This is a genomic window from Agromyces sp. GXS1127 (assembly GCF_050565425.1).
Classification (GTDB): domain Bacteria; phylum Actinomycetota; class Actinomycetes; order Actinomycetales; family Microbacteriaceae; genus Agromyces.
Map to the genome: position 1 here is coordinate 129,415 of NZ_JBOCIG010000009.1, position 23,958 is coordinate 153,372.

The window sequence follows — 23,958 nt, forward strand, 5'->3', positions numbered from 1 at the left end:
CATCATGACGACGACGTCAGCTGAGGCGAAGCGACCCGGGGGAACCCGCGTCCACGTCCAGCGCTTCGGCACCTTCCTCAGCGGCATGATCATGCCGAACATCCCCGCGCTCATCGCGTGGGGCATCTTCACCGCGTTCTTCATCGGAGTGGGGTGGACCCCGAACGACGACCTCGCGACCATCGTCGGCCCGTTCATCCACTACCTGCTGCCCATCCTCATCGGCTACACGGGCGGCTCGATGGTGTACGGTATCCGCGGCGGCGTGGTCGGCAGCATCGCGACGTTCGGCGCGATCGCCGGATCCGACCTGCTGATCGCGCAGGTGAACGCGACCCTGCCCGAGGACAACCAGCTCGGCCAGATCCACATGTTCATCGGCGCGATGATCCTCGGACCGCTCGCTGCCTGGACGATGAAGTGGCTCGACTCGCTGTGGGAGGGCAAGGTCCGCGCGGGCTTCGAGATGCTCGTCAACATGTTCTCGGCCGGCATCTGGGGCTTCGTCATGGCCGTCGTCGGCTTCTACCCGGTCGCCTGGCTCGTGAACGGCATCATGAACGCGCTCTCGAGCGCGGTGGGCTGGCTCGTCGAGACGAACCTGCTGCCGCTGACGAGCATCATCATCGAGCCCGCCAAGGTGCTGTTCCTGAACAACGCCATCAACCACGGCGTGCTGACCCCGCTCGGCCTGTCGGAGGCGGCCGAGGAGGGCTCGTCGATCCTGTTCCTGCTCGAGGCGAACCCCGGCCCGGGCGTCGGCCTCCTGCTGGCGTTCACCTTCTTCGGCATCGGCGCGGCGCGCGCGTCGGCACCGGGTGCGGCCGTGATCCAGTTCTTCGGCGGCATCCACGAGGTGTACTTCCCGTTCGCGCTGATGAAGCCCGTCCTGATCCTGGCGCTCATCGCCGGCGGCATGACCGGGGTCACGACCAACATGCTGCTGGGCGGCGCCCTGCGAGCCCCCGCTGCACCGGGAAGCATCATCGCGGTGCTCCTGCAGACCGCCCCGGGCGCGTACTTCGCCGTCATCCTGTCGGTCCTCCTGTCCGCGGGCGTGACCTTCGCCATCGCGGCGGTCATCCTGCGGGCGTCGCGCAAGCGCGACCTCGAGGCGATGGCCGTCTCCGACGACGCGTTCGGCGCCGCGATCACGCAGACCGAGGCGGCCAAGGGCAAGAGCTCCGACGCCCTCTCCAACCTGCGCGGCGGTGCAGCGACCCAGGCGGGCGGGGCCGGCGGGCCCGCGACCGGAACGATGCGGGAGATCAGGAACGTCGTGTTCGCCTGCGACGCCGGCATGGGCTCGTCCGCGATGGGCGCGAGCGTCCTCCGCAACAAGATCAAGAAGGCGGGCATCGAGGATGTCACGGTCGTGAACAAGGCGATCGCGGCCCTCGACTCGTCGGCCGATCTCGTCATCACGCAGAACCAGTTGACGGAGCGGGCACGTCACCAGACGCCCGACGCCGTTCACATCTCGGTCGACAACTTCATGAACTCGCCGAAGTACGACGAGGTCGTCGACCTGATCGAGGCGCAGCGGGAGCGCTGATGAGCCGCACCGGATGACGTGCCGCCCGGGTCGCGACGCCGCAGCTGCGGCGTCCGCGGCCCGGGCGGTCGTCCGCCGGGCCATCGACGTGCCGGGCCGGTCCCGACACCCGGATCCACCAGAACCGCCGAGGAAGGAACTCCCATGACCGACCAGATCCTGTCGCCCGAGAACGTGCGGATCGTGCCCGGTGGCGCGACCCGCGACGAGGCGATCCGCTCGGCCGGGCGTCTCCTGGTCGACGCCGGAGCCGTCGACCAGGCGTACGTCGACTCGATGCTCGACCGCGAGTCGACCGTCTCGACGTACATGGGCAACTGGCTCGCCATCCCGCACGGAACCAACGAGGCGAAGGATCTCATCAGGAAGTCGGCGCTCACCCTGCAGCGCTACGACGAGCCGATCGACTGGGGCGGTGAGCCGGCGCGGTTCGTCGTCGGGATCGCCGGGCTCGGCGACGAGCACCTCGAGATCCTCTCGAAGATCGCGATCGTCTTCTCCGACGAGGAGCAGGTGAACACGCTCCTCTCGGCGGGCTCCAGCGAGGAGCTGCACGCGCTGCTGTCCGAGGTGAACGAGTCGTGAAGGCCGTCCACTTCGGCGCGGGCAACATCGGCCGCGGCTTCATCGGGCTGCTGCTCCACGATGCCGGGTACGAGGTCGTCTTCGCCGACGTGAACGCCGAGCTGATCGATGCGCTCGCGGCATCCGACCACTACACCGTGCACGAGGTGGGCGTCGGCGCGCGCGACCTGGTCGTCGACCGGTACCGCGCGATCAATTCCCAGACGGACGCCGCGGCCCTCGCCGCGGAGCTCGCCGACGCCGACGTGCTCACCACGGCCGTCGGCCCGAACATCCTGCGCTTCATCGCGCCGCACGTGCTGCAGGCGCTGCGCGACCGATCGCCCGAGGCGCCGCCGCTCGCGGTCATGGCGTGCGAGAACGCGATCGATGCCACGAGCCTGCTCCGCGAGGAGACCCGGCACCTGGCCGGCCCAGACGAGTGGCTCGAGCTCGAGCGGCGGGCGGTGTTCGCGAACACCGCCGTCGACCGCATCGTGCCCGGACAGCCCGAGGGTGCCGGGCTCGACGTGACCGTCGAGACGTTCTCGGAGTGGGCGATCGAGGAGCCGCCGTTCGGCGACGCCCCGCCGGTCATCCCCGGCGCCCACTTCGTCGATCGGCTCGGGCCCTACATCGAGCGGAAGCTGTTCACCGTCAACACCGGTCACGCGTCGACCGCGTACTTCGGCTTCCTCGCCGGGCACGCCCGGATCGCCGAGGCGCTCGGGGATCCCGCGGTGGCCGAGCGCGTCGAGCGGGTGCTGCACGAGACCTCCGCGCTCATCGTCGCCAAGCACGGCTTCGGCGAGGGCGAGATGACCGAGTACCGGGAGGTCATCCTGTCCCGGTTCCGCAACGAGGCGCTACCCGACACGGTGGAGCGAGTGGGTCGCCAGCCGCTGCGCAAGCTCTCGCGACGGGAGCGGTTCATCGCGCCCGCCGCGGAGCTCGCCGAGCGCGGGCTGCCGATCGACGGGCTGCTCGCGGCCGTCGAGGCGGCGCTGGGGTTCGACGTTCCCGCCGACGCCGAGAGCGTCGAGCTGCAGGAGCGACTGCGGTCGGATGCCCCGGCGACGTTCGTCCGCGAGGTGTGCGGCATCGAGCCGGGACATCCGCTGCACGATCGGCTCGTGGAGATGGTCGCGCGGCGCGCCGCAAGCTGACACGCGGCCCGACTGGCGAATCGGGATCGATTCGCCTATAGTTGACCCTTGGTGTTTTGCACGCCCGCTTCGGCATGCCCGATGGGACAGGCCGAGGTCGTGCATCATCATCGCACGACCGAATTCCCAAACTCCAAGCGATAGTGAGGCTATGGCCAAGAAAGACGGCGTCATCGAGATCGAAGGCTCGGTCATCGAGGCTCTCCCGAACGCGATGTTCCGGGTCGAGCTGACCAACGGGCACAAGGTGCTCGCCCACATCTCCGGAAAGATGCGCCAGCACTACATCCGCATCCTCCCCGAGGACCGCGTGATCGTGGAGCTGAGCCCGTACGACCTGACCCGCGGCCGCATCGTCTACCGCTACAAGTAAGGGCTGTTCGGAAAGTAACGACCCGCGGCACCCCGCGGGTACGAGGACAGCGAAAAAAGGAACCACGACTGTGAAGGTCAACCCCAGCGTCAAGCGCATCTGCGACAAGTGCAAGGTCATCCGCCGCCACGGGCGCGTGATGGTGATCTGCGAGAACCCGCGCCACAAGCAGCGCCAGGGCTAGTCCCGCGCCGACGTGATCGAACACGGCACTTCCAAGAACCCGCGCCGCTGAGGCGCCGGGGGACACCCTCGGACGGAGGCCGAGGCACCGGAAGTGCTCCACACCTCCGACACATCCAACAGGAGAAGCCACCATGGCACGTCTGGCAGGAGTCGACATCCCGCGCGAGAAGCGCGTGGAGATCGCACTGACCTACATCTACGGCGTCGGTCGTACCCGCGCGCTGGAGACGCTCACCGCGACCGGCATCGACGGGAACATCCGCGTCAAGGACCTCAGCGACGACCAGCTCGTCGCGCTCCGCGACCACATCGAGGGGACCTACAAGGTCGAGGGCGACCTCCGCCGCGAGGTCGCCGCCGACATCCGCCGCAAGGTCGAGATCGGCTCCTACGAGGGCATCCGCCACCGCCGCGGCCTCCCCGTCCGCGGCCAGCGCACCAAGACCAACGCTCGTACCCGCAAGGGCCCGAAGCGCACCGTCGCCGGCAAGAAGAAGCCCGGCCGCAAGTAACCGCTCGCGCCAAGATCTAGGAGATTTCGACAATGGCAGCACCCAAGGCGGCTACTCGCAAGCCGCGCAAGAAGGAAAAGAAGAACATCGCCGTGGGCCAGGCCCACATCAAGTCGACGTTCAACAACACCATCGTGTCGATCACCGACACGACCGGTGCCGTGATCAGCTGGGCCTCCTCCGGCGGCGTCGGCTTCAAGGGCTCGCGCAAGTCGACCCCGTTCGCCGCGCAGCTCGCCGCCGAGTCGGCCGCGCGCCAGGCGCAGGAGCACGGCATGAAGAAGGTCGACGTCTTCGTCAAGGGCCCCGGCTCGGGCCGCGAGACCGCGATCCGCTCGCTCCAGGCCGCGGGCCTCGAGGTCGGCAGCATCAACGACGTGACGCCCCAGGCGCACAACGGCTGCCGCCCGCCCAAGCGTCGCCGCGTCTAGCACTCCACCGTTGGTCGAGCAGGGCGCCCGCGCCCGTGTCGAGACCTCCGCGACATCCGCCGGTCTCGATACGGCCCTGACGGGCCTGCTCGACCAACGACACGTTCTCTCAACAACTCAAGATCCTCGAACTCGCAGGTGTCATATAGCGGACACCCTGCCGAAAGGAATCACACCGTGCTGATCGCACAGCGTCCGACGCTCACCGAAGAGAACATCTCGGAGTTCCGTTCGCGTTTCGTGATCGAGCCCCTCGAGCCGGGCTTCGGTTACACCCTGGGGAACTCGCTCCGTCGCACCCTCCTCTCCTCGATCCCCGGCGCCGCCGTGACGAGCATCCGCATCGACGGCGTGCTCCACGAGTTCTCGACCGTCCCGGGCGTGAAGGAGGATGTCACCGAGATCATCCTCAACATCAAGAACCTGGTCGTCTCCAGCGAGCACGACGAGCCCATCACCGCCTACCTGCGCAAGCAGGGCTCCGGTGAGGTCACCGCCGCCGACATCTCCGCTCCGGCGGGCGTCGAGGTGCACAACCCGGAGCTCGTCATCGCGACGCTCAACGACTCGGCGAAGTTCGAGCTCGAGCTCACGATCGAGCGCGGCCGCGGCTACGTCTCGGCCAGCCAGAACCGCAACGAGTACTCCGAGGCGGGCCAGATCCCGGTCGACTCGATCTACTCGCCGGTCCTCAAGGTCACCTACCGCGTCGAGGCCACGCGTGCCGGTGAGCGCACCGACTTCGACCGCCTGGTGGTCGACGTCGAGACCAAGCCGGCGATCTCGCCGCGCGACGCCATCGCGTCGGCCGGTCGCACGCTCGTCGAGCTGTTCGGCCTCGCGCGCGAGCTCAACAGCGCCGCCGAGGGCATCGAGATCGGCCCGGCGCCGGTCGACGCCGTGCTCTCGAGCGAGCTGTCGATCCCGATCGAAGACCTGGACCTGTCGGTCCGCTCCTACAACTGCCTCAAGCGCGAGGGCATCAACACGGTGTCCGAGCTCGTGGCCCTGTCGGAGTCGCAGCTGATGAACATCCGCAACTTCGGGCAGAAGTCGGTGGACGAGGTCAAGGACAAGCTGACCGAGATGGGCCTCTCGCTCAAGGACTCGGTCCCCGGCTTCGACGGCGCCCACTTCTACACGGGCTTCGACGACGAGAACTAGCAGGCCACGGGCCGCACCAACCCCACACCACTGGAGATAACGAACCATGCCGAAGCCCACCAAGGGCCCCCGCCTCGGAGGCGGACCCGCGCACGAGCGCCTGCTGCTCGCGAACCTCGCCGCTGCGCTGTTCACGCACAAGCGGATCACCACGACCGAGACCAAGGCCAAGCGCCTGCGTCCGTTCGCCGAGCGCCTGGTGACCTTCGCCAAGCGCGGCGACCTGCACGCGCGCCGTCGCGTGCTCGCCGTGATCGGCGACAAGTCGGTCGTGCACGAGCTGTTCGCGGTCATCGCGCCCCAGGTCGCCGACCGTGAGGGCGGCTACACCCGCATCACCAAGATCGGCAACCGCAAGGGCGACAACGCGCCCATGGCCGTGATCGAGCTCGTGCTCGAGCCGGTCCAGCCGAAGCAGCGCGCCGCGAAGCCGGCCGCCGCACCCGCCGCCGACGAGGAGACCCCGGCCGAGACCCCCGAGGCCGAGGTGACCGAGGCCGAGGCCGCGGTCGACGAGGCCGCCGGCGCCGAGGCGTCGGAGGAGTCGGCCGAGGCGCCCGCCGAGGAGACCGAGGCCGCCGAGGCGAAGTAGCCCCGCGCACCACGCACCCGGAGCCCCCGCAGCGATCGCTGCGGGGGCTCCGTGCGTCCGGTCGCTCGGCGAGGGGCACCGTAGGCTTGCGTGCGTGGACACGGGGATGACGCTGCGGATCCGGTTGGACCTCGCCTACCAGGGCACCGGGTTCGCCGGATGGAGCCGGCAGCCCGCGCTCCGCACGGTGCAGGGCGTGCTCGAGCACGCGCTCGCGACGCTGTTCCGACGCGAGGGATCGGTGCCGCGTCTCGTCGTGGCCGGCCGCACCGACGCCGGCGTGCACGCGATCGGGCAGGTCGCACACCTGGACGTCGACCCGGATGCGTTGGCCGCGGTGACGCGGCCGAAGCGCGGCGAGGCGGCGGCCGGCCCGGCCGACGACCCGTACGCCGTGCTGGTGCGCCGGCTCACCGGCATCCTCGGCTCCTCCGACGACGACGTGGTGGTCCGATCCGCGCGGCCCGCGCCCGACGGGTTCGACGCGCGATTCTCCGCGGTCTGGCGCCGCTACGCCTACCGCATCGCCGACCTCGGGGCCGAGCGCGACCCGCTGCAGCGGCACCGGACGGTCTGGTACCCGCGGGCCCTCGACGAGGAGGCGATGGACGTCGCGGCGCAGACGCTCATCGGGCTCGGCGACTTCGCCGCGTTCTGCAAGCCGCGAGATGAGGCCACGACCATCCGCACCCTCCAGTCGTACCGCTGGCGTCGCGACGCCGACGGCGTGCTCGTCGCGTCGCTGCAGGCCGACGCATTCTGCCACTCGATGGTGCGTGCGCTGGTCGGCGCGTGCCTCGCGGTCGGCGAGGGTCGGCTGGATGTCGCGGGGCCGGCGGCGATCATGCAGGCCGGCGAGCGGACGAGCGCGTTCAAGGTGCTCCCGGCGAAGGGCCTCACGCTCACGGAGGTCGGCTATCCGGCGGACGAGGAGCTCGCCGCTCGGGCGGAGCAGACGCGAGCGCGCCGCGAATTGCACGTGAACGGCGTCGTCGGCTAAGATTTCCCTTTGGTGCCGTCGACTGCGTCGGTACCCGATGTTGAGCCCTCCACCGGAGCGTTCCACCCGCATCGCGGGCGAACCCCAACGGAGCGGGATTCACGAACCCCTCACTCGATCAGAAAGCAGCACTACTGTGACGCGCACCTACACCCCGAAGGCGAACGAGATCCAGCGCGACTGGGTCGTCATCGACGCCACCGACATCGTGCTCGGCCGCCTCGCGAGCCACGCCGCCTCGATCCTCCGCGGCAAGCACAAGGCGATCTTCGCCAACCACGTCGACACCGGTGACTTCGTCATCATCGTCAACGCCGGCAAGGTGGCCCTCACCGGCCAGAAGCTCGAGCAGAAGAAGGCCTACCGCCACTCCGGCTACCCGGGCGGCCTCAAGGCCGTCGGCTACGCCGAGCTCCTCGAGAAGAACCCCGTCCGCGCCGTCGAGAAGGCGATCCGCGGCATGCTGCCGAAGAACTCGCTCGGCCGCGCCCAGATCAAGAAGCTGAAGGTCTACGCCGGCCCGGAGCACCCCCACGCGGCCCAGCAGCCGAAGCCGTACACCCTCACCCAGGTCGCCCAGTAAGCCCGGCGCCGAGCGAAAAAGGACTCAGACACCACCATGGCGAAGATCGCAGACCAGATCGACCAGGCTCCTGAGAGCTACACCACCGAGTCGGCTCCGGCCGCCGCGCCCGCGGCGCGTCCCGTGCTGAACGTCTCGGGCGCGGCCGTCGGCCGCCGCAAGCAGGCCATCGCGCGCGTGCGCGTCGTGCCGGGCGCGGGCACCATCACGGTCAACGGCCGTGAGTTCGCGGACTACTTCCCGAACAAGCTCCACCAGCAGCTCATCACCGACCCGTTCACCGTGCTCGAGCTCTCGGGCTCGTACGACGTCATCGCGCGCATCACCGGCGGCGGCCCCTCGGGCCAGGCCGGTGCCCTCCGCCTCGCGATCGCCCGTGCGCTCAACGAGATCGACCGCGAGAACAACCGTCCGACCCTCAAGAAGGCCGGCTTCCTCACGCGTGACGCCCGCGTCATCGAGCGCAAGAAGGCCGGTCTCAAGAAGGCCCGCAAGGCGCCCCAGTTCTCGAAGCGCTAAGCGCGAGAACGGGTCTCCCGAATGCCTCGGCTCTTCGGAACCGACGGGGTCCGGGGTCTGGCCAACCGTGAACTCACGGCTGACCTGGCCCTGGGCCTCGCCCAGGCGGCCGCCGCCGTCCTCACGCAGGGTCGTCACGCCGACGAACTGCGCGCCGCGGGCCGTCGGCCCGTGGCGATCGTCGCGCGCGATCCGCGCGTGTCCGGCGAGTTCCTGACGGCCGCCGTTTCGGCCGGCCTCGCCAGCTCGGGCGTCGACGTGCTCGACGCCGGCGTCATCCCGACGCCCGCGACGGCGTTCCTCATCGACAGCATCGGCGCCGACTTCGGCGTCATGATCTCGGCGTCGCACAACCCCGCTCCCGACAACGGGATCAAGTTCTTCTCCTTCGGCGGCACGAAGCTCCCGGACGAGGTCGAGGACCGCATCGAGTCCCACCTCGGCAGGCAGAAGCTCGCCCCGACCGGCGACGGCGTCGGTCGCATCCGCCGCTTCGCCGACGCGGAGGACCGCTACGTCGTCCACCTGCTCGGCACGCTGCCCAATCGGCTCGAGGGCCTCAGGGTCGTGCTCGACTGCGCCCACGGCGCCGCTGCCGGCGTCTCGCCGGAGACCTTCCGCGACGCGGGAGCCGAGGTGATCGTGATCGGCGCCGATCCCGACGGCATGAACATCAACGACGGCGTCGGCTCCACGCACCTGGAACTGCTCCAGCAGGCGGTGCTCGAGCACGGCGCCGACGTCGGCATCGCCCACGACGGCGACGCCGACCGGTGCCTCGCCGTCGATGCCGACGGCAACGTGGTCGACGGCGACCGCATCATGGCGATCCTCGCCGTCTCGATGCACGAGCGCGGCATGCTCACCGACGACACCCTCGTGGTCACGGTGATGTCGAACCTCGGCCTCAAGCGAGCGATGGCCGAGCGCGGAATCCGCGTCGTCGAGACCAAGGTCGGGGACCGGTACGTGCTCGAGGCCCTCGCCGAGGGCGGATTCGCGCTCGGCGGCGAGCAGTCGGGCCACGTGATCATGAGCGAGTTCGCGACGACCGGCGACGGCGTGCTCACCGGACTGCACCTCGCGGCCGAGATGGCGCGCACCGGCCGGACGCTGGCCGAGCTCGCCTCCGTGATGACCGTCTACCCGCAGGTGCTCGTCAACGTCCGGGACGTGGACCACCACGGCCTCGCCGACGACGAGGGCATCGCCGACGCGGTCCGCGAGGTCGAGGCCGAGCTCGGCGACACCGGTCGCGTCCTCCTGCGTCCGTCGGGCACCGAGCCCATGGTGCGGGTCATGGTCGAGGCGTCGGAGCAGGGCGCGGCCGAGGCGCACGCCGAGCGGCTGGCGGGGGTCGTCCGCACGCGCCTCGCTCGCTGAACGGCGCCCCGCGCCATCCGTCGTCGTCGCCCTCCGGTGACGGCTCAGAGCTTGCGCAGCAGCACGCTCGACACGGTGTGGTCCGCGTCCTTGCGCAGCACGAGCGAGGCGCGGGACCGCGTCGGCCGGATGTTCTGCAGCAGGTTCGGCTCGTTGATCGACTGCCAGATCGAGCGCGCCCGTGCGCGCGCCTCGTCCTCGGTCAGGCTCGCGTACCGGTGGAAGTACGACCGCGGATTCGAGAAGGCGCCGCGCTGGAGCTTGAGGAAGCGCTCCTCGTACCAGCGCGCGATGTCGCGCGTGCGCGCGTCGACGTAGATCGTGAAGTCGAACAGGTCGCTGACGGCGAGGCGGTGCCCGGGCCCGGGCGGCTGGAGGACGTTCAGGCCCTCGATGATGAGCACGTCGGGGCGCCGGACCGTGATCTGGGCGTCGGGGACGATGTCGTAGGCCAGGTGCGAGTAGAAGGGCGAACGCACCTCGGGCGCCCCGGCCTTCACGTCGCTGACGAAGCGCAGCAGTGCGCGCCGGTCGTACGACTCGGGGAAGCCCTTGCGTGCCATGAGACCGCGGCGCTCGAGCTCGGCGTTGGGGAAGAGGAAGCCGTCGGTGGTGACGAGCTCGACCCGCGGGGTGTGCTCCCATCGCGCGAGGAGCTCCCGCAGCAGGCGTGCAATGGTCGACTTGCCGACGGCGACCGAGCCGGCGACCCCGATGACGAAGGGCGTCGACTCGAACCGCTCGCGGAGGAACGTGCTCGTGACCTCGTGCAGGGCCTTCGTGCCGCCGACGTAGAGGTTGAGGAGCCGGCTGAGCGGCAGGTAGACCTCGGCCACCTCGATGGGGTCGAGCGGTTCGCCGAGGCCGCGCAGCTGCACGATCTCGGTCTCGCGGAGGGGTGACGGCATCGACGGGGCGAGCGCCGCCCAGGAGGCGCGGTCGAGTTCGACGAACGGGGAGATCTGCGGCGTGTGCGTCGACGGGCTCTGCGGATCGGGCACCGGCACAGTCTAGTGCCGTGCGCACGGCGTGCCCGGTCCCACCGGCCCTCGCGGCGCCGGACCGGGCGGAAGCCCAGCCGGGCGCGGATACAATCGGGCCCATGTGTGGAATCGTCGGATACGTCGGAGAGCGCAACAGCCTCGACGTCCTCATGGGCGGCCTTCGCCGCCTCGAATACCGTGGCTACGACTCGGCGGGCGTCGCCGTCATCGATGACGACGGCTCGATCGAGACGGCGAAGCGCGCCGGCAAGCTGCAGGTGCTCGCCGACGAGCTCGACCGCCACCCGATCCACCAGGGCGGCACGGGCATCGGCCACACCCGCTGGGCGACGCACGGGGGTCCGACCGACCGGAACGCCCACCCGCACCTCGGCGACGAGGGCCGGCTCGCGCTGATCCACAACGGCATCATCGAGAACTTCGCCGAGCTGAAGGACGCGCTGGTCGCCGGTGGCGCCTCGTTCGAGTCCGAGACCGACACCGAGGTCGCCGCGGTGCTGCTCGGCAACCTGTACCGCGAGTCCGGCGACCTCCGCGACGCGTTCCAGCGCACCGTGTCGCAGCTCGAGGGCGCCTTCACGCTGCTCGCCGTCCACCGGGACGAGCCGGGCCTCGTGGTGGGCGCGCGCCGCAACTCGCCGCTCGTGATCGGCCTCGGCGACGGCGAGAACTTCCTGGGGTCGGACGTCGCGGCCTTCGTCGAGTACACGAAGCGCGCCGTGGCGATCGGCCAGGACCAGATCGTGGCGATCACCGCCGACGGCGTCACGGTCACCGACTTCGCGGGCGCGCCGGTCGAGGTCGAGCCGTTCGACGTCGCGTGGGACGCGTCGGCCGCGGAGAAGGGCGGTTGGTCGTCCTTCATGCGCAAGGAGGTGTCCGAGCAGCCGGATGCCGTGGCGAACACCATCCGCGGCCGCATCGCCGACGGCGCGGTGGTCATCCCCGAGCTCGACGGCTTCGGCGACGCCCTCCGCGACGTCAACCGGATCACGGTCATCGCCTGCGGCACGGCCGCCTACGCGGGCATGGTCGCGAAGTACGCGATCGAGCAGTGGGCGCGGATCCCGGTCGAGGTGGAGCTCAGCCACGAGTTCCGCTACCGCGACCCGGTGATCGACGAGCACACGCTCGTGGTGTCCATCAGCCAGTCGGGCGAGACCATGGACACGCTCATGGCGGTCAAGTACGCGCGCGAGCAGGGCGCCAGGACGATCTCCGTCTGCAACACCCAGGGCGCGACGATCCCGCGCGAGTCGGACGCCGTGGTCTACACGCACGCCGGCCCGGAGGTCGCGGTCGCCTCGACGAAGGCGTTCGTGGCGCAGATCACCGCCCTGTACCTCTTCGGCCTGCACCTCGCGGGCGTGCGCGGCACGCTCTCGGACGACGAGCTCGCGACCCAGGTCGCCGAGCTCCAGGCGATCCCGGGGAAGATCGAGACCGTGCTCGAGCAGGCCGACCGCGTCGGCGAGCTCGCGCACTGGATGAGCGACACCCGTTCGGTGCTGTTCCTCGGCCGCAACGTCGGCTACCCGATCGCGCTCGAGGGCGCGTTGAAGCTCAAGGAGCTCGCGTACATCCACGCCGAGGGCTTCGCCGCGGGCGAGCTGAAGCACGGGCCGATCGCGCTCATCGAGCCGGGCCAGCCGGTGTTCGTGGTGGTGCCGAGCCCGCGCGGTTCCGCGAACCTGCACCCGAAGGTCGTGTCGAACATCCAGGAGATCCGGGCGCGCGGTGCGCGCGTCATCGCGATCGCCGAGGCGGGGGATGCCGCGGTGCTGCCCTTCGCGGACGAGGTGATCCGGATCCCGCTCGCCGCGCCGCTGTTCGAGCCGCTCCTCGCGGTCGTGCCGCTGCAGATCTTCGCGATGGAGCTGTCGCAGGCGAAGGGCCTCGACGTCGACCAGCCGCGGAACCTGGCGAAGTCGGTCACGGTCGAGTGACCCGGGCCGGGCGGCGGGCGTCGCGACGCCCGGGCGCCGGCGGAGTGCGGCAGACTCGAACCGTGGGGTCGGAGGGGCAGCAGTGATCGCGGGCATCGGCATCGACGTGGTCGACATCGCGCGCTTCGCGCGGTCGCTCGAGCGCACCCCGGCCCTGCGCGACCGGCTGTTCGCTGAGAGCGAACGCGACCGGCCCGCCCGCTCGCTGGCGGCACGGTTCGCGGCGAAGGAGGCGTTGATCAAGGCGCTCGGCGGCCACACCGTGATCCGCTGGCACGACATGCGCATCGTGCAGGACGACGACGGCAACCCCGACTTCGCGCTGTCGGGTGCGCTCTCCGCGCACGTCTCGGCGCTCGGCATCGACCGCGTGCACCTCTCGATGAGCCACGACGCCGGCATCGCGAGCGCGTTCGTCGTGCTCGAGCGCGGCGTCGGCCGCGCGGCCACCTCGCGCGAGGCCCTCGTCGGCCCCGACGCGGCGGGGGAGGGCGAGTGAACCCCCGTCACGTGCGGTCGCCGTTCCGCGAGGCCGTGATCGACCTGGACGCCGTGCGCGCGAACGTCGCCGCCCTCGCCCGGACGGTCGCGCCGGCGAAGGTCATGGCGGTGGTGAAGGCCGACGCCTACGGGCACGGCGCGGCGCAGGTCGCGCGCGCCGCACTCGCCGCGGGTGCGGACCACCTGGGCGTCGCCGACCTCGACGAGGCCCTCGCACTGCGCGATGCCGGGATCGACGCCCCGGTGCTCGCCTGGCTGCACGATCCCGCCGCACGGTTCGAGACGGCGATCGCGCACGACATCGACCTCGGCGTCTCGTCGCTCGCGCAGCTCGAGGCCATGGCGGATGCCGCGGCCACCGCCGGTCGCGTCGCGAACGTGCACCTGAAGCTCGACACCGGCCTCAGCCGCAACGGCATCCTCCGGGCCGACTGGGACGATGCGGTCGCGCGCGCCGCCGCCCTCGAGGCAGCGGGTCGGGTGCGGGTGCGCGGGCTGTTCAGCCACCTCGCGAACACCTCGCCCGACGAGGATGCCGCCCAGCTCGCCGCGTTCCTCGACGGCGTCGAGGCGGCGCGACGCGCCGGGCTGTCGCCCGAGATCCGGCACCTCGCGTCGACGGCCGCCGCGCTGCGGATGCCCGAGGCGCGCTTGGACATGGTGCGACTCGGCATCGGGATCTACGGGGTCCCGCCCTTCGGCGACGGGACGACCGCGGCGGACCTCGGACTCACGCCGGTCATGACCCTGCGCGGGCGCGTGGCGGCCGTCCGCCGCGTCGATGCGGGCACGGGCGCGTCGTACGGCTACACGTGGCGCGCGGAGCGGCCCACCACGCTCGCGCTCGTCCCGCTGGGGTACGCCGACGGCGTGCCGCGACAGGCGTCGGGACGAGCCGAGGTCGCGATCGGCGACGCGCGGCACCGGATCGCCGGACGCGTGGCGATGGACCAGTTCCTCGTCGATGTGGGCGAGGCCCAGGTCGGCGTGGGCGACGAGGTGGTGCTCTTCGGCGATCCCGCCGCGGGCGCGCCGTCGGCCGACGACTGGGGCGACGCCGCCGGCACCATCGGCTACGAGATCGTCACCCGCATCGGGCCGCGCGTGCCCCGGACGCACGTCGGGGGTGCCTGATGCGCCGCGCCGTCCCGGACACCGAGGCCATGGAGGCGCTCGGGCGCGAGCTCGGTCGGGAACTGCGCGCCGGCGATCTCGTGGTCCTGACGGGCCCGCTCGGCGCGGGCAAGACCACGCTCACCCGAGGCATCGGCGAGGGCCTCGGGATCCGCGGGCCCGTCCAGAGCCCCACGTTCGTGCTCGCCCGGACGCATCCGAGCCTCGTCGGCGGCGCACCGCTGGTGCACGTCGATGCGTACCGGCTCGGCAGCGCCGCCGAGCTCGAGGACCTCGACCTCGACTTCGCGCGCTCCGTGGTGGTCGTGGAGTGGGGCGCCGGCCTGCTCGACGACGTCAGCGATTCCTGGCTCGAGGTCGTCATCGCCCGACGTCGCGGGCACGAGGACGGGTTCGACGACGCGGATCCCGGCGTCGCCGATGCCGAGCTCGTCGACGACGAGCCGCGGTCGGTCGAGCTCCGCGGCCACGGGCCGCGCTGGGCCGGAACGCCGTACGCGGTCCAGCCCGAGCTCGAGGCGTGACCGCGAGCCCGCACCCGCCCGCCCCGCGGCCAGCGTGCGGCGACGCGCATCTAGGCTTGATGCCATGCTCCTCGCGATCGACACGTCCACGGGGACGAGCGTCGCCGTGGTCGACCTCGACGGCGGGATCCTCGCCGAGACCGGCACGAACGACACCATGCGCCATGCCGAACTGATCGGCGACGGGATCCGCGACGTCCTCGCGCGGGCCGGCGTACGGCCGGCGGAGCTCTCCGGCGTCGCGGCCGGCATGGGACCCGGCCCGTTCACCGGACTCCGCGTCGGCATCGCCGCAGCACGCGCCTTCGCGCTCGGCATAGGTCGCCCGGTGGTGCCGGTCGTGAGCCACGACGCCGTCGCGCACGCGTGGTACGCCGCGGGCGGTTCCGGCCGGCTCCAGGTGGTCACCGACGCCCGGCGACGCGAGTCCGCCGTCACCGACTACGACGGCCTCGACGCCGACGGCCTGCCGGTCCGGCTCGCCGAGCCCCGCCTCGAGCCGCGCGACGGGGTGCCCGCGCCCCGCGGCATCCGCCTCGACGCCGAGACGGTCTCGGCCGGTTCCCTCGGACTCGTCGCCGAGCTCGCGCACGCGGCCGGGCGCCTGCCCGTCGCCGCAGACGAGGCGCTCTACCTGCGGGCACCGGACGTCACGCCGTCGGCGGGGAAGCGGGTGCTGCGATGAGCCTCATGCTCCGTCGTGCCGGGCGCGACGACCTCGAGTCGATCATGCGGCTCGAGCGCGCCACGTTCACGACCGACGCGTGGCCCGGATCCGCGATGCTCAGCGAGATCGAGGCGCCGCACACGCACTACCTCGTCGCCGTCGACGACGCCCGCCCCGACGAGCCGGTCGCGTACGCCGGGCTGCTCGCGCCGCACGGTTCGGGCCAGGGCGACATCCAGACCATCGCGGTCGACGCCGCGCACCGGGGTTCGGGCCTCGGCCGCGCCCTCATGCACGCGCTCATCGACGAGGCGCGCCGACGCGGGGCGGCCGAGCTGTTCCTCGAGGTGCGAGCCGACAACCCCGTGGCGCGCCGGCTCTACGAGTCGCTCGGGTTCGTCGAGATCGGCGTCCGGCGCGGGTACTACCAGCCGGACGGCGTGGACGCCATCGCGATGCGGCTCGACGTCCCGCCCGCCGTGACACGACCGGCGACCACGGATGACGGCGCAGCGGTGGCCGCGGGTCCGACCGCCGCGACCGCCGCGACTGCCGCGACCGCCGCGCCGGCGGCCGTCGATGCCCGGCCGGACGCCGACGCCCGCCCCGGCAGCGACGGAGGACCTCGATGAACCGCGATGCGCCGCTCGTGCTCGGCATCGAGACCTCGTGCGACGAGACCGGCATCGGCATCGTGCGCGGCACCGAGCTGCTCGCCAACGCCATCGCCTCCTCGATGGACGAGCACGCCCGCTACGGCGGCGTGGTGCCCGAGGTCGCCGCGCGGGCGCACCTCGAGGCGCTCGGGCCGACGATCCGCGCAGCGCTCGCCGAGGCATCCGTCGACCTCGACGACCTCGACGCCGTCGCCGTCACCAACGGGCCCGGCCTCGCCGGCGCCCTCATGGTCGGCGTCGGCGCGGCGAAGGCGCTCGCGCTCTCGCTCGAGAAGCCCGTCTACGCGGTCAACCACCTCGTCGGGCATGTGGGCGCCGACCTCATCGGCGACCGGCCGCTCGAGACGCCGAGCGTGGCGCTGCTCGTCTCCGGCGGGCACACGTCGCTGCTGCTCGTGCGCGACCTCGACTCCGACGTCGAGCTGCTCGGCGAGACGATCGACGACGCCGCGGGGGAGGCCTTCGACAAGGTCGCCCGGCTCCTCGGGCTGCCGTACCCCGGCGGGCCCGAGATCGACCGCGCCGCCGTCGGCGGCGACCCCGACGCCATCCGCTTCCCGCGTGGGCTCACGCGCCCGAAGGACCTCGAGCGCCACCGCTACGACTTCTCGTTCTCGGGCCTGAAGACCGCCGTCGCCCGCTGGGTCGAGCAGCGCGAGGCCGCGGGGGAGCCGGTGCCGATGGCGGACGTCGCGGCGAGCTTCCGCGAGGCCGTCGTCGACGTGCTCGTGTCGAAGGCGATCGCCGCGTGCACCGACCTCGGCGTGCCGAGGCTGCTCCTCGGCGGGGGCGTGGTCGCGAACCGACGGTTGCGCGAGGTCGCCGAGGCGAGGGCGGATGCCGCGGGCATCGAGCTGCGCATCCCGCCCCTGTCGCTCTGCACCGACAACGGCGCCATGATCGCCGCACTCGGCGCGCGGCTGATCATGGCCGGCCACGAGCCGTCCTCGCTGGAGTTCGGGGCGGATTCGACGCTGCCGGTGACCGACATCCGGAGCTGAACCGGCCCGTCGGGGCCGTGGCGGGCGATCCCCACGGCGGTGCGGCCCGGGTGCGCGCTATGGTGAGCGAAGACCCGCGATCGCCGGGGAGACGACCCGCGCCGTGAGCGTTGACACCACCCTGCGGCGCTGCCAGCATGGCCGGGTCCGCGCTTGCACGAGAGGAAACCGCACCATGACCGACCCCAACACGCCCGACCCGAACGCGTCGAACGTCCCGCCGCCTCCTCCCGCGCCGCCCGCGCAGCCCGCCTACGGATCGAGCCCGTCGTACGGGTCGAACCCGTCGTACGGCGCTCCGGCGACCCAGAAGACCAACGTGCTGGCGATCGTCTCGCTCGTCTCGGCGTTCTTCATCTCGCTCGTCGCCATCATCACCGGCCACATCGCGCTGAGCCAGATCAAGAAGACGGGCGAGCAGGGCCGCGGCCTCGCGATCGCCGGCCTGATCATCGGCTACGTCGGGTTGCTCGCGAGCATCATCGCGCTGATCTTCGTGTTCGTGGTCGCAGGCGCCGCCTACAACAGCGGCGTCACCTCGTACTGATCCACCCACTCCACCCGCAGCACGGAAGGGGCTCGGCATGAGCGATCCCACCAACCCGGACCGACCGACGGAGCCGGCACCTCCGGCGCCGAGCGAACCGACGGTCCCGTCGGAGCCTGCCGAGCCCACCGTGCCCGTCGAGCCGCCCACGGTTCCGGTCCCGCCGACGGAGCCGACCGTTCCGCTCGAGCCCGAGCCGGGGCCAGTGCCGCCCACCGCACCGGAACCGCCCGCCGCACCCGAGCCGCCCGGTACGCCGGTGCCTCCGGGCACTCCCGAGGTGCCGGGCGCACCCGAGCCGCCGAGTGCACCGGAGCCCCCGGCGCCGCCGGCTCCGCCGAGCGCTCCGGCGCCCGCGGCTCCCGGTCCGCCCGCCACGCCGTACGGGGCGCCGTCGGCGTCGACGCCCTCGTCGTCGACTCCGGCCCAGCCGGAGCCGCAGACGTACGACAGTCCGGCCCCGGGCTTCGGGAGCACGGAGGCGCCGGTCCCGCCCGCGGCGGCATACGGCTACGGCGCCGGGGCGCCGAGCATCGCGCCCGCGCCGTCCAGGCCGACCCCGGTGCTCAGCCTCATCTCGCTCATCGCGGGGATCATCGGCGTCATCGGCTCGCCGATCGCGATCATCCCGTTCGTCGGCGGCGTGCTGCAGCTCATCGTGCCCGCGGCCGCCGTCGTCCTCGGCTTCCTCGGCCGCAGCAAGGAGCCGGCCGCGAAGGGCATGTGGCTCACCGGCCTCGTGCTCGGCTTCGTGGGCATCGGCATCGCGCTGCTCTCGTTCATCCTGTGGGGCCTGCTGTTCTCGATCGGGAACGGGTTCGGGTACCGGTACTGAGGTGACGGCGTGACCGACGAGCGGATGCCGCGGCCGGACGAGCCCGGGCAGGCTCCGCCCCGCGCACCCTCCCCGACGGCACCGGCGGCCGCGGACGGAGCCGCGGCGGCTCCGGCGTCCGGCGCACCGGTGCCGTACGGGCCCGAGCGCCCGGGGGCGGCCGACGGGGCGGCCTCGACGCCGGCGCGCGAGTTCGACGTGCCCTACGACACCGCCGAGATCCACGGGCTCCCCACCGGGCAGCTCCTCGCCGTCGGCCGGCCGATGCCGGAGCCGTACGAGACGGGGTACGAGGACGAGGACGAGCAGCGGCGTGTGTACAGCCAGGTGGCCGCGGTGCTCGGCGTCCTCGGCGCCGCGGCCTCGCTGTTCGTGGGCTGGATGCTGCCGTTGTCGCTCGCGGCGATCGTCTTCGGCGTGCTCGGGCTGCGCCGCGAGGAGCACGGCCGGACCTCGGCGTTCGTCGGGATCGGCACCGGCGTGGCAGGGCTGGTCTTCTCCGGGGTGTGGATCGGCTACTACGCCATCGTGTTCGGCGCGCTCTCGAGGGCCTGACCGGGGTTGCGGGCCCTCATCGTCGTTCGACGAGGATCGCCACGTGACGACCCTCCTCGCGCGTCAGGACGATGGTCGCGGAGGCGTCGCCCTTCAGCTTGAGCCGCGTCCGGAGGGCCGCCGGATCGACGTCGACGCCCCGCTTCTTGATCTCCAGGGTGCCGACGCCGCGTTCCTGCAGCGCACGCCGAAGGCTGCGCTCGTCGGCGGGAAGACGCTCGATCACCCGGAAGCCCCGCGCGAACGGGGTGTCGACCGCGCGGTCTCCGGTCAGGTACGCGATGCCGTCGCTCAGCATCCACGCTCCCATCGAGCGAGCCAGGTCGCCGATCAGGCGCGCCCGGATCACGGCGCCGTCGGGCTCGTACAGGTAGTCGCCGAGCGGGCCCACCGGGGCGTCGGCGCTGTCGGCGGGGGCGACGAGCTCATGCGCACCGTCGCCCCGGATGACCAGCGCCGCGCGTCCGACGCCCGCGCGGGCGAGCGAACCGGTCCAGACGACGAGCTCGACGACGTCGCCGTCGACGGAGACCCACTGGGCCTCCGTGCCGTCCGGGATGACGTCCCGGTCGGTGCCGGGCCCGAGCTTGACGCCGACGGGCATCCGCTTCGCCAGTCCGAACACGAAGTCCAGCGAGGGCGAGTAGTCCGCGGCATCCGGGAGCCGCGTCGTCGTTCCCCCGGCGGTCGTCCGCCGAGCCGGGTCGAGCCACGCGGCATCGATGCCGCCGAGCGCGACGTCCTCGGCGCGGGCGTGGAGCACGTGCACCTTCGGGAACGGCGTGAGGTTGAACGCCGCGACGGCCGCGGTCACCTCGTCGGCCTCCGCCGCGGTCACCTCGAGGTCGACCGCGGCGAGCGCGAGCGCGTCGCCGCCGATGCCGCACCCCAGGTCCGCGACGTGGCCGAGCCCCGCACGGGCGTAGCGGCCGGCGTGGAGCGCCGCGACGCGCAGTCGCGTCGCCTGCTCGAGTCCCGCTTCGGTGAAGAGCATCCGATCGGCGAACTCGCCGAACTTGCCGCGCGCCTTCGAGCGGAGCCTGGACTGGCTGAGCACCGCCGCGACGAGTCCGGGATCGTGGCCCTGCTTGCGCAGGTCCGCCACCGTCTTCACGACATCCGCCCTGGACGAGTACGGCGGGAGCGAGTCGAGCAGCGCGAGCCCCTCGGCAGAGAGCAGCCGCACCAGCTCGTCGCGTTCCACGCCGACACGCTAGCACCGCGCCATCCGTTGGCACTCACGTTGCACGAGTGCCAGAACCGCCATAGACTCGCTTTAGCACTCTCACTCAGAGGTTGCTAACCCCAGTCTTCGTCAAGAAAGAGGTCAACCGTGTCGGTTTCCATCAAGCCGCTCGAGGATCGCATCGTCATCAAGCAGGTCGAGGCCGAGCAGACCACGGCTTCGGGCCTGGTCATCCCCGACACCGCCAAGGAGAAGCCCCAGGAGGGCGAGGTCGTGGCGGTCGGCCCGGGCCGCATCGACGACAACGGCAACCGTGTCCCGCTCGACGTGGCCGTCGGCGACAAGGTCATCTACTCCAAGTACGGCGGCACCGAGGTGAAGTTCGGCGGCGAGGACTACCTCGTCCTGTCGGCCCGCGACGTGCTCGCGGTCGTCGTCCGCTAGTCGACACCGACATCTTCGCGGCCCGGATGCCATCGGCATCCGGGCCGCGTCGCGTCCCCCGGCACGTCGCGTGGGGCGGGATCTCGACGGTGGACGGCAGTGGCCGCGGCCCTCCGGGCCGGACGTCGCGCGTAGGCTGACACGGTGCCATCCGCTCCGTCCACCGACGCGCCGGCGCGCGTCAGGCCCGACGGCGTGAGCCGCGCGGGCCTCGCCTACGCGGTCGCCGCGTACGCCCTCTGGGGCTTCCTGCCCGTCTACTTCATCGCCCTCGCCCCGAGCGGGCCGATCGAGATCGTGGCGATGCGCATCCTGCTCTCGCTCGTCTTCTGCGCGATCCTCATCGCGGTGACGCGCACGTGGCGCGCGTTCCGTGCGCTCCTGCGCGACCGCCGTGTCGTGCTGACGATGGGACTGGCCGGCGTGCTGATCTTCGTCAACTGGCTGACCTACGTCTTCGCGACGCTCACCGGGCACGTGGTCGAGGCCGCGCTCGGGTACTTCATCAACCCGATCGTGACGGTGTTCCTCGGCGTCCTCGTGCTGCGCGAACGGCTGAACGCGGTGCAGTGGACGGCGGTCGGCATCTCGATCGTCGCCGTCGTCGTGCTCGCCGTCGGCTACGGTCGACTGCCGTGGATCGCGCTCGTCCTGGCGTTCAGCTTCGGTTTCTACGGGCTCATCAAGAAGCGGGTCGGGCATCGGGTGGACGCGGTGTCCGGACTCACGCTCGAGACGGCCTGGCTCGCCCCGCTCGCCGTCGTCCTCCTCGTCGTCGTCGCGGCGACGACCGGGCTCACGATCGGCACGGTGAGCGGATGGCACACGGTGCTGCTGCTCGCTGCGGGCGCGGTCACCGCGGTGCCGCTCCTCCTGTTCGCCGCGGCGTCGCGTCGTCTGCCGCTGACCTACATGGGGTTCATCCAGTACTTCGCGCCGTTCATCCAGTTCATCGTCGGGGTCGTCGTGCTGGGGGAGCCCATGCCGCCCGAGCGATGGGCGGGCTTCGGGCTCGTCTGGCTCGCGCTCGTCGTGCTGACGTTCGACCTCGTGCGGGGTGCGCGCGCCGCACGTCGGGCCGCGAACCTCGAACCGGTCTGAGCGGCCGACGACCCCCGAACGGGGTGCCGTCGCCGGGTTCCGGAGCGGCGTCCGATGCGCGATTCCGCAGCGGAAACGGCCGATTGCTGCGCAGAAACGCGCTCGGATGTCACGGAGATAACGATTCCGTGTGCGTTACCGGGTTGTGATCGGGGCAATCTTGTTTCCCCTCTGGGCGGGCAATACGGTCGATACATCGGCGTCGCCAGACGCTGTTTGTGTACCGATCCTTCAGTCCCAAGGAGCATCATGAGCGTATTCGCGAGGGCCACCGGCTCGCGCTCGTCTCGCACGGCCTGGACGGGCATCGCCATTGCCGGCGTCTCCGCCCTCCTCCTCACCGCGTGCAGCACGGGTGGCACCACGACCCCGGAAGAGTCCGAGGAGCCGGCCGACACCGGCGACGCCCTGGAAATCGAGGCCGGTGAGCGCGACCTCACCCTGAAGGTCGGCACGATCCTGCCCCAGTCGGGCACCCTCGCCTTCCTCGGCCCGCCCGAGGAGGCCGGTGTCGCACTCGCCGCCGAGGAGATCAACGAGGCCGACGCCGGCATCCAGGTCGAGGTCGTGTACCGCGACTCCGGCGACACCACCACCGACATCGCGACCGTCTCGGTCACCGACCTCCTCTCGCAGGACGTGTCGGCGATCATCGGCGCCGCCTCGTCCGGCGTGTCCTTCACGGTCATCGACCAGATCACGTCGGCCGGCGTCGTGCACTTCTCGCCGGCCAACACGTCGCCCGACTTCACGGACTACGAGGACAACGGGCTGTACTTCCGCACCGCGCCGTCCGACAAGCTCCAGGGCGAGGTCCTCGGCAACCTGATCGCGGAGGACGGCGCCTCGACGCTCGGCCTCCTGGTCCTCAACGACCCGTACGGCACGGGCCTGGCGGACTTCACCAAGCAGGCCTTCGAGGCCGCCGGCGGCGAGATCGTGGCCGAGGAGCTCTTCAACACGGGTGACTCGAACTTCGACGCGCAGCTCTCGGCGATCAACGCCGCGAACCCCGACGCGGTCGCGGTCATCACGTTCGACGAGGCCAAGGTCGTCGTGCCCGCGCTCGTCGGTGCCGGCTACCCGGGCGACCAGCTGTACTTCGTCGACGGCAACCTGGCCGACTACAGCGCGGACTTCGCGCCCGGCCTCGTCGCCGGTGCGAAGGGCACGCTCCCCGGCCCGGAGCTCGAGGCGAGCTTCGAGGACCGCATGCTCGAGATCGACCCCGACCTCGACAGCTACAGCTACGGTCCCGAGTCCTACGACGCCCTCATGCTGATCGCGCTCGCGGCCTACGCGGCGAACAGCACGGCCGGCGAGGACATCGGCGCCTACCTGCAGCAGGTGTCGGGCGGCTCGGGTGAGGGCGAGACGGTGACGACGTTCGCCGACGCGGCCGCGCTCCTGGCCGAGGGCGAGCAGATCGACTTCGACGGTGCGTCGGGTCCGATCACGCTCGACGAGAACGGTGACCCGACCGAGGCCACCATCGGCATCTACGAGTACGCCGACGACAACACCTACACGCGCATCGGCTGATCCCGATCCGCAGCAGAGGGCCCCGGCTTCGGCCGGGGCCCTTTCGCGTGCCCAGGGAAGCGGCCGCGGCGCGGTTCGTGGCGCCCTCTCCCAGCCGTGCCACACGCGGTCTGAGGGGATCGGATCGCGGCGCACGGGCGCGACCAGGCGACCGACCTCAGGCTCCGGCTGCCCGACCGCTGGGGCCGCTGTCGACGACGGTTGAATTCTGGTCGTTTGCGGCGGCCGGAAAGTGAACGGTCGCGGGCAGTCTAGCCGTGGTCTTG

At 71.5% G+C, this 23,958-nt stretch carries 27 protein-coding genes and 1 pseudogene; 26 read left to right on the forward strand and 2 right to left on the reverse strand.

Annotated features, from left to right (window positions below):
- Nucleotides 1-4: 4 nt before the first annotated feature.
- The 13 genes from ACQ393_RS16115 (at nucleotide 5) to glmM (ending at nucleotide 10,028) form a co-directional block, all read left to right on the forward strand.
- Nucleotides 5-1,555: a PTS mannitol transporter subunit IICB gene (locus tag ACQ393_RS16115; protein ID WP_430647875.1), complete on the forward strand. Its 1,551-nt coding sequence runs from the start codon at nucleotides 5-7 to the stop codon at nucleotides 1,553-1,555.
- Nucleotides 1,556-1,699: 144 nt separating this feature from the next.
- Nucleotides 1,700-2,140, forward strand: a complete 441-nt coding sequence (locus ACQ393_RS16120) for a PTS sugar transporter subunit IIA (RefSeq protein WP_430647876.1) — start codon at nucleotides 1,700-1,702, stop codon at nucleotides 2,138-2,140.
- On the forward strand, nucleotides 2,137-3,285 hold the full coding sequence (locus ACQ393_RS16125) for a mannitol-1-phosphate 5-dehydrogenase (RefSeq protein ID WP_430647877.1): 1,149 nt from the start codon (nucleotides 2,137-2,139) through the stop codon (nucleotides 3,283-3,285). The genes ACQ393_RS16120 and ACQ393_RS16125 overlap by 4 nt, the downstream gene beginning before the upstream one ends.
- 151 nt (nucleotides 3,286-3,436) lie before the next feature.
- Entirely contained in the window at nucleotides 3,437-3,658 is a 222-nt protein-coding gene (infA, locus tag ACQ393_RS16130) for a translation initiation factor IF-1 (RefSeq protein WP_011186713.1), read from the forward strand.
- Nucleotides 3,659-3,728: 70 nt separating this feature from the next.
- A complete protein-coding gene (rpmJ, locus tag ACQ393_RS16135) occupies nucleotides 3,729-3,842 on the forward strand; it encodes a 50S ribosomal protein L36 (RefSeq protein WP_056734976.1) in 114 nt (37 codons plus the stop codon).
- 133 nt (nucleotides 3,843-3,975) lie between these two features.
- Complete coding sequence (rpsM, locus tag ACQ393_RS16140; RefSeq protein WP_344378130.1) at nucleotides 3,976-4,356, forward strand: 30S ribosomal protein S13; 381 nt, start codon at nucleotides 3,976-3,978, stop codon at nucleotides 4,354-4,356.
- A gap of 32 nt (nucleotides 4,357-4,388) precedes the next feature.
- Nucleotides 4,389-4,787, forward strand: coding sequence for a 30S ribosomal protein S11 (rpsK, locus tag ACQ393_RS16145; RefSeq protein ID WP_092668574.1), 399 nt, complete (start codon nucleotides 4,389-4,391; stop codon nucleotides 4,785-4,787).
- Nucleotides 4,788-4,964: 177 nt separating this feature from the next.
- Complete coding sequence (locus ACQ393_RS16150) at nucleotides 4,965-5,951, forward strand: DNA-directed RNA polymerase subunit alpha (protein ID WP_430647878.1); 987 nt, start codon at nucleotides 4,965-4,967, stop codon at nucleotides 5,949-5,951.
- Between the two features lie 46 nt (nucleotides 5,952-5,997).
- Entirely contained in the window at nucleotides 5,998-6,543 is a 546-nt protein-coding gene (gene rplQ / locus ACQ393_RS16155; protein ID WP_430647879.1) for a 50S ribosomal protein L17, read from the forward strand.
- Nucleotides 6,544-6,649: 106 nt separating this feature from the next.
- Nucleotides 6,650-7,543, forward strand: coding sequence for a tRNA pseudouridine synthase A (locus ACQ393_RS16160; protein WP_430647900.1), 894 nt, complete (start codon nucleotides 6,650-6,652; stop codon nucleotides 7,541-7,543).
- A gap of 136 nt (nucleotides 7,544-7,679) precedes the next feature.
- Nucleotides 7,680-8,126 (forward strand): 50S ribosomal protein L13, encoded by a 447-nt coding sequence (gene rplM, locus ACQ393_RS16165; RefSeq protein WP_129234477.1) that lies wholly within the window; start codon nucleotides 7,680-7,682, stop codon nucleotides 8,124-8,126.
- Nucleotides 8,127-8,162: 36 nt separating this feature from the next.
- Entirely contained in the window at nucleotides 8,163-8,645 is a 483-nt protein-coding gene (gene rpsI / locus ACQ393_RS16170; protein ID WP_155052815.1) for a 30S ribosomal protein S9, read from the forward strand.
- Between the two features lie 21 nt (nucleotides 8,646-8,666).
- Nucleotides 8,667-10,028 (forward strand): phosphoglucosamine mutase, encoded by a 1,362-nt coding sequence (gene glmM, locus ACQ393_RS16175; protein ID WP_430647880.1) that lies wholly within the window; start codon nucleotides 8,667-8,669, stop codon nucleotides 10,026-10,028.
- A 44-nt stretch (nucleotides 10,029-10,072) separates the two neighbouring features.
- Here the strand turns inward: glmM and coaA are convergent, their stop codons facing one another.
- Nucleotides 10,073-11,029, reverse strand: a complete 957-nt coding sequence (gene coaA, locus ACQ393_RS16180) for a type I pantothenate kinase (RefSeq protein WP_430647881.1) — start codon at nucleotides 11,027-11,029, stop codon at nucleotides 10,073-10,075.
- 101 nt (nucleotides 11,030-11,130) lie between these two features.
- Here coaA and glmS point away from each other — a divergent pair, with 101 nt between their 5' ends.
- The 10 genes and pseudogenes from glmS (at nucleotide 11,131) to ACQ393_RS16230 (ending at nucleotide 19,419) form a co-directional block, all read left to right on the forward strand.
- Nucleotides 11,131-12,978: a glutamine--fructose-6-phosphate transaminase (isomerizing) gene (gene glmS, locus ACQ393_RS16185; RefSeq protein ID WP_430647882.1), complete on the forward strand. Its 1,848-nt coding sequence runs from the start codon at nucleotides 11,131-11,133 to the stop codon at nucleotides 12,976-12,978.
- Nucleotides 12,979-13,060: 82 nt separating this feature from the next.
- Nucleotides 13,061-13,405, forward strand: a pseudogene (locus ACQ393_RS16190) (holo-ACP synthase); the annotation flags it as partial.
- A gap of 68 nt (nucleotides 13,406-13,473) precedes the next feature.
- On the forward strand, nucleotides 13,474-14,613 hold the full coding sequence (gene alr, locus ACQ393_RS16195) for an alanine racemase (protein WP_430647883.1): 1,140 nt from the start codon (nucleotides 13,474-13,476) through the stop codon (nucleotides 14,611-14,613).
- Entirely contained in the window at nucleotides 14,613-15,137 is a 525-nt protein-coding gene (tsaE, locus tag ACQ393_RS16200; protein ID WP_430647884.1) for a tRNA (adenosine(37)-N6)-threonylcarbamoyltransferase complex ATPase subunit type 1 TsaE, read from the forward strand. The genes alr and tsaE overlap by 1 nt, the downstream gene beginning before the upstream one ends.
- A 64-nt stretch (nucleotides 15,138-15,201) precedes the next feature.
- The gene (gene tsaB / locus ACQ393_RS16205; RefSeq protein ID WP_430647885.1) at nucleotides 15,202-15,822 is read left to right on the forward strand and encodes a tRNA (adenosine(37)-N6)-threonylcarbamoyltransferase complex dimerization subunit type 1 TsaB; all 621 of its coding nucleotides are present in this window, start codon (nucleotides 15,202-15,204) and stop codon (nucleotides 15,820-15,822) included.
- Nucleotides 15,819-16,436: a ribosomal protein S18-alanine N-acetyltransferase gene (rimI, locus tag ACQ393_RS16210; protein WP_430647886.1), complete on the forward strand. Its 618-nt coding sequence runs from the start codon at nucleotides 15,819-15,821 to the stop codon at nucleotides 16,434-16,436. Before tsaB ends, rimI begins: the two co-directional genes overlap by 4 nt.
- Entirely contained in the window at nucleotides 16,433-17,482 is a 1,050-nt protein-coding gene (tsaD, locus tag ACQ393_RS16215; protein WP_430647887.1) for a tRNA (adenosine(37)-N6)-threonylcarbamoyltransferase complex transferase subunit TsaD, read from the forward strand. Before rimI ends, tsaD begins: the two co-directional genes overlap by 4 nt.
- A gap of 175 nt (nucleotides 17,483-17,657) precedes the next feature.
- Entirely contained in the window at nucleotides 17,658-18,029 is a 372-nt protein-coding gene (locus ACQ393_RS16220; protein ID WP_430647888.1) for a DUF4190 domain-containing protein, read from the forward strand.
- Between the two features lie 37 nt (nucleotides 18,030-18,066).
- Nucleotides 18,067-18,864 carry a DUF4190 domain-containing protein gene (locus ACQ393_RS16225; protein WP_430647889.1) on the forward strand — a complete coding sequence of 266 codons (798 nt, stop codon included), beginning with the start codon at nucleotides 18,067-18,069 and terminating at the stop codon, nucleotides 18,862-18,864.
- 9 nt (nucleotides 18,865-18,873) lie between these two features.
- Nucleotides 18,874-19,419, forward strand: a complete 546-nt coding sequence (locus ACQ393_RS16230; RefSeq protein WP_430647890.1) for a hypothetical protein — start codon at nucleotides 18,874-18,876, stop codon at nucleotides 19,417-19,419.
- Between the two features lie 16 nt (nucleotides 19,420-19,435).
- On the opposite strand, the gene ACQ393_RS16235 is transcribed toward ACQ393_RS16230, so the two are convergent.
- Nucleotides 19,436-20,623 carry a THUMP-like domain-containing protein gene (locus ACQ393_RS16235; RefSeq protein WP_430647891.1) on the reverse strand — a complete coding sequence of 396 codons (1,188 nt, stop codon included), beginning with the start codon at nucleotides 20,621-20,623 and terminating at the stop codon, nucleotides 19,436-19,438.
- Nucleotides 20,624-20,752: 129 nt separating this feature from the next.
- On the opposite strand from ACQ393_RS16235, the gene groES reads away from it, so the two are divergent.
- The 3 genes from groES (at nucleotide 20,753) to ACQ393_RS16250 (ending at nucleotide 23,692) form a co-directional block, all read left to right on the forward strand.
- Entirely contained in the window at nucleotides 20,753-21,049 is a 297-nt protein-coding gene (gene groES / locus ACQ393_RS16240) for a co-chaperone GroES (protein ID WP_055894868.1), read from the forward strand.
- Between the two features lie 144 nt (nucleotides 21,050-21,193).
- On the forward strand, nucleotides 21,194-22,150 hold the full coding sequence (gene rarD, locus ACQ393_RS16245) for an EamA family transporter RarD (protein WP_430647892.1): 957 nt from the start codon (nucleotides 21,194-21,196) through the stop codon (nucleotides 22,148-22,150).
- Between the two features lie 249 nt (nucleotides 22,151-22,399).
- On the forward strand, nucleotides 22,400-23,692 hold the full coding sequence (locus tag ACQ393_RS16250) for an ABC transporter substrate-binding protein (protein ID WP_430647893.1): 1,293 nt from the start codon (nucleotides 22,400-22,402) through the stop codon (nucleotides 23,690-23,692).
- Nucleotides 23,693-23,958 lie beyond the last annotated feature (266 nt).